This window comes from Okibacterium endophyticum (genome assembly GCF_054780075.1).
Window position 1 is genome coordinate 262747 of the sequence record NZ_BAAGXA010000006.1, and the last position, 8153, is coordinate 270899.

Here is an 8153-nt window from a genome sequence, read left to right on the forward strand (position 1 = left end):
AGCACCGACCGCCCGCTGCACTGAGCAGCCTGTCTCCCGAAGGACCTCAGACATGAACAACCACCGCCGACGCACGGCACTCGCCGGCACCACAGCACTCCTCGCCGTGCTCGGCACGGGAGCGTTCGTCTCGACAGGTGCTGCCGCAGCACCCACTGAGGCCGGTGTCTTTCTCGCTCCGCACTACACCGAGCTCGATCTGACCGGTGACCGCCAGGTGACGCGTGACGACCTCGATGTGTTCGCCGAGAATCTCGGCGCGACTCCGGATGCCCCTGGCTGGGATGCCGTCGCCGTTGCAGACGTAGACGGCGACAACACGCTCACGACGAGCGACCTCGCGTCGCTCTCGCAGCGCATGATCTATGACGACGGCGCGTTCGAGCTGGTCGAGGCATCCGTCATCGACATGCAGGCGGCCATGAACGCCGGCGTGACCACCTCTGCCGAGATCACCGGCGAGTATCTCGATCGCATCGCCGCCTACGACCGCACGATCGTCGACACCGAGGCGGGCGGCCGGGCACTCAACTCGATCATCACCGTGAGCGATGCGGCACTCGCCGCCGCCGCCGAGGCCGACGCGACCAGGGCATCCGCCGGCATGACGAGCATGCTGCTCGGTGTTCCGATCGCGGTGAAAGACAACTACAACACCGTCGACATGCCGACGACGGGTGGCTGCGGCTGCTGGAACGACAATCGGACAGACACGGACGCCACCATGGTCGCCGGTCTGCGGAACGCGGGAGCCGTCATCCTCGCGAAGGCGAGCCTCGACGAGTTCGCGTACGGATTCGCCTCTGAGTTCTCGTCGTACCAGCCGGCCGGTTCCACAGTGCTGGTCGCGAGCCCGTATAACACAACGAAGACCGCCGGTGGCTCGAGCGGAGGAACGGGGGCCGCCATCGCCGCGAACCTCGCGGGAATCGGGTTCGGCTCAGACACCGGAGGCTCGATCCGGGTTCCGTCGACCTACAACCAGCTCGTCGGCATCCGCCCCACGGTCGGGCTCGCCAGCCGTGACGGCATCATCCCGCTCGCGCTGAGCCAGGACACAGGTGGTCCGATGGCGCGCAGCGTCACCGACGCCGCGGTCGCACTCGACGCCGTCACCGGCATCGATTCCGCTGACCCGGTCACGGCCGAGCAGCAGGGACTCGTTCCGGAGTCGTACACCGCATATCTTGACGAGGATGCCCTCGCCGGCGCCCGGATCGGGTTCGTTCCCTCGATGATCGGCGACAATCCGACGAACGTGCGGCTGTGGGCAGAAACCCGGGCGACGCTCGAAGCACAGGGCGCAACGGTTGTCGAGGTGACGCCGCCCGCCGGTTTCTCTGACGTGCTGGGCGAACCGAGCGGCAGCACCAATGAGTTCAAGCACGACCTGCAGGACTACATCGACACGCACCTCGCCCCCGAGGTGACGCAGCGATCGATTGCAGACATCCTCGCCGGCGGCAACTACGTCACCTCACGCCAGCGGGTCTACGAGTCGAGGGATCAGGTGACCGAAGAGACCTATCAGGCGTGGGCAGGTGAGAACGGATCGCACACGCGGGCGATCGCGAACGGCAACGCGCTCGTGACGAGCATGCTCGACGACCTCGATCTCGATACGCTCGTGTATCCCTCCGGCACGCCGTACGGAACCCAGGGCACGAACATGAGGCTGAGCCCGAACACGGGGATGCCGGCGGTCACGGTGCCGATGGGCCAGGCGACCGCGGCGGACGGCACGATCACCGGGGCCGGCGTGAACCTCGAGTTCCTCGGACGGGACTACGCCGAGGGCACGATCATCGGTCTCGGCTACGCATTCGAGCAGGCCGTTCACGCTCGAACGGCTCCCCCGCTCTACGGTCCGCTCGCGGGCTGAGGGCAGGCCGACCGACCGACAGCAGCCGGGGTGCGCGACGCAGTCGTTGCCCCGGCTGCTCTCAGTCGTCGACGAGTTCGTCGCCGAGACACCATCGGTACGCCTATAATTCACCAACGATCAAGGACGATCGGCAAACTCGACGACCGGCAACTCCACGACCGGCACTCGACGACCGGCAAGCTCAAGGAGGAGAACCATGCCAGAGAGTGTGACACTCGCACCAGACCGCCTGTTCATCGACGGGGAGTGGCGAGAGGCGTCAGACAATGCCAGAGCGAGTGTCATCGCTCCAGCGACGGGCGCGAAGATCGCCGAGGTGGCTGCCGGCACCGTGCAGGACGTCGACGATGCCGTCTCAGCTGCACGACGGGCATTCGACTCAGGCCGCTGGTCGGGGTTGTCTGGGCGCGAGCGTTCACGAGTGCTTATGAAGGTCCACGACCTGATGCGCGAACGTGCCGAGGAGCTCGCCCGCGCAGAGAGCCAGGATGCCGGCAAACCGATCACCTTCGCGCGTGTCGTCGACGTCGAACACGCAGCGCTCCAGTACGAGTACGCGGCGAGTCTCGGCCAGCATCTCGACGGGTCGGTGCGCGAGACTCCGGGGAACACCCACGCCTACGTGCGCCGTGAGCCGCTCGGAGTCATCGCCGCCATCACGCCGTTCAACTTTCCGCTTATTCTCTCGTCCACCAAAATCGCCACGGCGCTGATCGCGGGGAATACCGTCGTTCACAAGCCGGCCTCCGACACCCCGCTCTCGGCGCTCATCATGGCCGAGATTCTCGCAGAGGCCGGAGTGCCGAACGGGGTGTTCAACGTTGTGACAGGGGCCGGATCGGTCCTGGGCGATCGTCTCGTCTCACATCCCGACGTCGACAAGGTCGCCTTCACGGGGTCGACCGAAATCGGTGCGCATGTCGCGGAGCTCGCCGGGCGCGCCCTGCGGCCGGTTACGGCGGAACTGGGCGGAAACGCCGCCAACATCGTCTTCGCCGACGCCGACCTCGATCAGGCGATCGGTGCCGTCATCCCCGCATTCGTCTTCAACGCGGGACAGTTCTGCATGGCCGGGCCGCGCCTGCTCGTCGAACGACCGCTCTATGACGTGGTGCTCGGAATCCTTGAGCAGGCGGTCCCCGGCGTCCCGTTCGGTGACATCGACGACCCCGCCACCGTGATCGGCCCGCTCGCATCTCGCAAGCAGCTCGAGAAGGTGACTCGGCTCGTCGAGGCGGCCAAAGCCGCCGGCGCGCGGGTGGTCACCGGCGGGCATCCCGTCGACCGCGACGGCGGGTTCTACTATGCACCGACAGTCCTCGCCGATGTGCAGAACGACAACCCGGCCGTCGTGCAGGAGGTCTTCGGTCCCGTGCTCACGGTTCAGGCGTTCGACACCGAGGAAGAAGCGATCCGCCTCGCGAACTCCACACCCTACGGCCTCGCATCGGGCATCCAGACGACCAACCTCGCGAAGGCTCATCGTGTGGCCGCGCGGCTCGACGCCGGCATCACCTGGGTGAACGGATGGGCCATGCTTGACCCGTCCGTTCCCTTCGGCGGCGTCAAGCAGAGCGGCTTCGGTCGTGAATACGGCCCCGAAGCTCTTGAGTCCTACCTGCGTTCCAAATCCGTCGTCTTCAACCTCGACGAAGGAGCAGGCAAATGACAAGCGGCCATTCGGCCCGGAGGTGACCGCTACTGCCGCAGCAGCCGGCAAGAAAGACACGAGCGCGGCATCCGGCCTGATCCGGGACGTGTTGCGGCCTCCATCCGGCCACTGAGTCGGCGTCGGAGTCGATTCGGCTACTGAGACCGTCACGGCGTCCGTCCTTCGAGCTCGCGCATACTCGAGCAGCGAAAGCGTGCCGGATCCGCGTAGAGTGGGCGGCACCGAACAAGGAGGTTCCCATGGCCGAGCTCGCACCGATCCAGCCGTGTCTGTGGTTCGACGACCAGGCGCGTGAGGCGATGGAGTACTACGTCGACGTCTTTCCGAACTCACGGATCATCTCGATCGACGAATACCCCGACGAGCATTTCGCCGGTATGTCTGGCAAGGTGCTGAACGGTCAGTTCAGGCTGAACGGCGTGGACTTCGTCTGCCTCGACGGCGGACCACTCTTCACCTTCAACGAGTCGATCTCTTTTGTTGTGTCGTGCGCCGATCAGGACGAGATCGACGGGTACTGGGCGAAGCTCTCACACGTGCCCGGCTCCGAGCAGTGCGGTTGGTGCAAAGACAGGTTCGGAGTCAGCTGGCAGATCATCCCCGCCAATATGGGCGAGCTGATCCGGCGTCCAGAGCAGGTACAGGTGATGATGCGTCAGAAGAAGATCGTGATCTCCGAGCTCGAGAACGCCTGAGGGTTCAGATCAGCGGCACTTTCGTACGGCGCGTTCCGCGATGAACGCGCCATAGATGACGACGAAAAGGTACTGGACCGCTTGACGACGAAAACGTAGTCACCTGAACTCATTACGGATCGTAATGAGCGGAGGGATCCGATGGTCTACCGAGAGATCGAAGCCGGGAAGCCGGGCAAGCTCACCGAGCGACTCTTCGCAATGCTCGACGCCACAGGGGTTCGGCTGTATGCCGAGCTTGATCCGACGACGACGGACGACGATGCCTGAGTTCTCGGTCGAGCTGTACGGCGAGCGCATCGGGCGTCTCGTCGGCACCTGGAACAGATCAGAGCGCCCCGGTGGCCGCCGTCTCGGTGACCCGTGGCGTGCCGTCGAAGATCAGCAGTCGGTCGGCAAGCTTGTCGACGAAGAAGCGGTCGTGGCTGACCACGATCACGGCTCCGGGAAAATGTGTGAGCGCCCGCTCCATCACCTGGGTGCTCGTGATGTCGAGGTGGTTCGTCGGCTCGTCGAGCACGATCACGCCCGCGCCGGAGAGCAGGCACTGAGCGATCGCGACGCGAGCGCGCTGTCCGCCCGACAGCGTGCCGATCTTCTGCTTCAGATCGGCGTCTGAGAACTGCAGCATCGCGAGAAACCGGTTGACGCTCTTTTTCGTCGCGGTGAGCGCGAGCGAGTCGGGGTACGCGTTCACGGCGTGGCCGACGGTGTCGGTGAGGTCCAGCTCGGCATACACGCGGTTGTACGACACGAACCGCGCGCCGCGCGCCCAGCGCACGCTTCCGGCATCCGCTTGTGTCTCGCCCGTGAGCACGTCGAGCAGTGTCGACTTGCCAGAACCGTTCGAGCCGAGCACGGCGACACGGTCGCCCCGGTGCAGGCTGAACGACAGGCCGTCGAAGAGGGGGGTGCCGCCGAAGCCCTTGGTGAGCCTGTCGACGGTGAGCAGGTCGTTGCTGAAGCGCAGCCCGTCGTAGATGCCCGTGATGATCTGGTCGATCGGACGCGGCGCCTGGCGCTTCTTGATGTCGGCGAGGCGACGGGATGCCGCGTTCGCCGGATTGCGTGCCGCCTCGCGTCTGGCCGTGCTCGCGGCCAGTTCATAGGCGAGCAGCTCTTCTTCGTGCGCGAACTGGCGCTCGAGCATCTTGAGCCGCGACTGCTTGGCGGGCACGTAGGCCGAGTAGTTGCCGTCGTACTCCTGCAGGCGGTAGTTCTCGATCTCGACGATGCGCGTGACCATCGCGTCGAGGAACTGGCGGTCGTGCGAGACGACGAGCACCGCGCCGTCGAACCCGGCCAGCCAGTTCTCGATCCAGCGCACGCCGTCGAGGTCGAGAAAGTTGGTCGGTTCGTCGAGCAGCAGAACGTCGGGCGCCTGCACCAGGATCAGGGCGAGCGCCGCACGGTTGCGCCACCCGCCGGATAGCCGGTCGACGGGGAGGTGCCGCCGTTCCTCGTCGAAGCCGAGGCTCGTGAGCACGGTGTCGATGGTGTTCTCGTAGGTCCAGCCGCCGATGGCATCCATTCGCTCGAACAGCTCGCCCTGCTCGGTGAGCATACGCGTCATCTCGCTGTCGTCCATAGGCTCCGCGAGCTGCATCCCGATCTCGTCGAGGCGTGCCTGTGCCTCGTGCACAGCGGCGAAATGGCCGCTCAGCGTCTGCCACGTGCTCTGTTCGCCGTCGAGCTCAGAGAACTGCGAGAAGTAGCCGATCGTGGTGCCGAGGGTGACATCGACTGTGCCACCCGTCGGCTGCTGGCGCCCGAGCACCAGCTCGAGAAAAGTCGTTTTGCCCGTGCCGTTCTTTCCGATGAGACCGACGCGGTCACCCCGGCGCAGCTTGAGGAACGCCTCGCGCAGAACGGGTCGACCGTCGTACTCCATGCTCACGTCGTTCAGGCGAATCAGGCTCACAGGTGTCCTCGGATCAGGTGGGGCGTTTCAGACGAGGCGATCGGGCGAGACGGATGCCTCTGGCCGACGCGATCTGCCAGGCGGCACCTGACGTGGTGCCGGCTTCTGGCCGGGCTCACTCTATCGGGCTCGCCTGTGCGTGCCCTTGGGCAGGGCGGGTGTGGCGTTTCCCTGGTGCTGTGTGCTCTGGTATGACCGCGGCGTGCTACGCGGGCGAATCGCCGAGCTGTCGCAACAGGCTGGCCAGCTGAGACTGCTGTGCGCTCGTCAGGATCTGAAGCTGTTCCGCTTCAAGCCGCACCAGCTCGACCATGGCGGCATCGACCCGCTCGATGCCCGCCGGAGTCAGCCGTGCAAGGTTGCTCCTGCCGTCTTTCGGGTGCGCCTTCCTCTCGAGAAGACCCCGCGCGGAGAGGTTCTCCAGTCGATTCGACATCGCTGCCGTACCGACCATCGTCGATCGCGAGAGCTCCATCGGGCTCATCTCGTGGGGCGGTTCCGCTCGGCGAAGCGCCGCGAGAACGTCGAACTCCCAGCTGCTCAGTTCGGCGCTCTCGAATGCGGCAGCACGAAGCTCGTTCAACCGAAGCGCAACGCGCCGGAGTCTGGACATGACATCCAACGGGGTGAAGTCCACCCCGGGCACACGATCGGCCCAGGCGTCCACCAGCAGGTCTACCTCGTCGTCTTTCATGATGTCTTCAGGCTACAGAGGCACGGAGCTCGGCGCGCGACATCACTCTGGGCGATTGAGCCCGTCCCCATCCCATGTCAGGTCGGCGTCGGTGCGAATCGGCAGCACCTCGAGAGCCGGCGTCTGCACGAGTTCGCGGATGAGTGCATTCGTCCCCGCAACGAGCGTCGAGTCGAAGTCGATCTCGGTGGCGAGCACCCATGAGTGATCGTCGGGCCACAGAATGCTGGGCGAATGCGCCCCCATGACCTCGTCGGCCCAGGGCGCACGACCTGGCCACGCGGCACCCGCAAAGTCATTCGCCCCCGCCTCGAACAGAATGTAGTGCCGCCCGGTGTCCCCATGCAGATCGAACCGGGGCCCGACTGCGACGTCACGTGTGAGCACTCCAGAGCCGGGTTCCGGCTGGCCGTGAGCACGGCCCGGAAGCGCCTCGATCGCGGAACGGGCCCTCGTCATCCCCTGCCGCGCCACGGCAGCAAGGCGCTCGCGAAGCGACGGTTGGCCGGTGTGTGCTGCAGCCTCGTCGGCGTGGTGCGCAGAGAGTCCATCGCTCGACTCGGCTACCACGTACGCCACCCCTGCCGACCTCGTAAGTCCACCCCATCCCTCCCAGATCGCGGCGATGCCGGCATCCGGAGTAGCTGTGTGACGGGCGAGAACCGCGGATGCCGTTGCGAGCGACGCGGCGTCAAGACAGCCCTCGAACGTGTCACCGTAGCGCCAGCCGTCTGCGGCGATCGCGCCGTGGACGTTTCCATGGTCGCGCCGCACGAGCCGTGCGTACTGTGCCTCTGCGTGCATGGTGGTGCCGAACGATGCCGCGGCCTGCGCCCACGTCGCGCGCTCCGTCTCGAGCGAAGCCGCAATATCGTCGACGCCATCTACGTATGTGGCCTCATCGATGCCCTGCCACGTCTTCGTGTCGTGCGGGCGATCACGGTCGACAGGATGGAACAGACGCGCGTATGCCTCGAATCCCCGCGGCACAACTGACAGGATGCTGCCGAACGGCTCAGCTTCCATGTGTCGAAGCCACTCCCCGCGAGTGGCGTCAGGCACCCATTCGAATCGTTCTGACATATGGCTATTCTGCGCTGGCGCAGCGGCGCCTGAACAGACTCGACCCGAGACGGGCTTCACGAGCGAGTCAGAGCCGACTACGAGCGCGAGACTCCCGCGCTGAATCCGATATCCGTGAGCGGGTCTCGACGAGCTCGACATTGAAGAATGGTTGTCGTGGTTCGGGGCCGGTCTGACCTCAAGCTCGACGGACTCTGTGATGT

The 8153-nt window shown here is 65.6% G+C and carries 7 protein-coding genes; 4 read left to right on the forward strand and 3 right to left on the reverse strand.

Annotated features, from left to right (window positions below; all coding sequences use genetic code 11):
• Nucleotides 1-52 precede the first annotated feature (52 nt).
• The 4 genes from ACYVF5_RS09805 to ACYVF5_RS09820 all read left to right on the forward strand — a co-directional run bounded on the left by ACYVF5_RS09805 (nt 53) and on the right by ACYVF5_RS09820 (nt 4522).
• Entirely contained in the window at nt 53-1882 is a 1830-nt protein-coding gene (locus ACYVF5_RS09805) for an amidase family protein (RefSeq protein ID WP_460945786.1), read from the forward strand.
• A gap of 199 nt (nt 1883-2081) precedes the next feature.
• On the forward strand, nt 2082-3554 hold the full coding sequence (locus ACYVF5_RS09810) for an aldehyde dehydrogenase family protein (RefSeq protein WP_460945788.1): 1473 nt from the start codon (nt 2082-2084) through the stop codon (nt 3552-3554).
• A gap of 242 nt (nt 3555-3796) precedes the next feature.
• On the forward strand, nt 3797-4252 hold the full coding sequence (locus ACYVF5_RS09815; RefSeq protein WP_460945790.1) for a VOC family protein: 456 nt from the start codon (nt 3797-3799) through the stop codon (nt 4250-4252).
• Between the two features lie 141 nt (nt 4253-4393).
• Nucleotides 4394-4522 carry a hypothetical protein gene (locus tag ACYVF5_RS09820; protein WP_460945792.1) on the forward strand — a complete coding sequence of 43 codons (129 nt, stop codon included), beginning with the start codon at nt 4394-4396 and terminating at the stop codon, nt 4520-4522.
• 58 nt (nt 4523-4580) lie between these two features.
• Here ACYVF5_RS09820 and ACYVF5_RS09825 read toward each other — a convergent pair whose 3' ends face one another.
• The 3 genes from ACYVF5_RS09825 to ACYVF5_RS09835 form a co-directional block, all read right to left on the reverse strand.
• Nucleotides 4581-6173, reverse strand: a complete 1593-nt coding sequence (locus ACYVF5_RS09825) for an ABC-F family ATP-binding cassette domain-containing protein (protein ID WP_460945794.1) — start codon at nt 6171-6173, stop codon at nt 4581-4583.
• A gap of 205 nt (nt 6174-6378) precedes the next feature.
• Nucleotides 6379-6867: a MarR family winged helix-turn-helix transcriptional regulator gene (locus tag ACYVF5_RS09830; RefSeq protein ID WP_460945796.1), complete on the reverse strand. Its 489-nt coding sequence runs from the start codon at nt 6865-6867 to the stop codon at nt 6379-6381.
• Between the two features lie 42 nt (nt 6868-6909).
• Entirely contained in the window at nt 6910-7950 is a 1041-nt protein-coding gene (locus ACYVF5_RS09835) for a hypothetical protein (RefSeq protein ID WP_460945798.1), read from the reverse strand.
• Between the last annotated feature and the right edge of the window lie 203 nt (nt 7951-8153).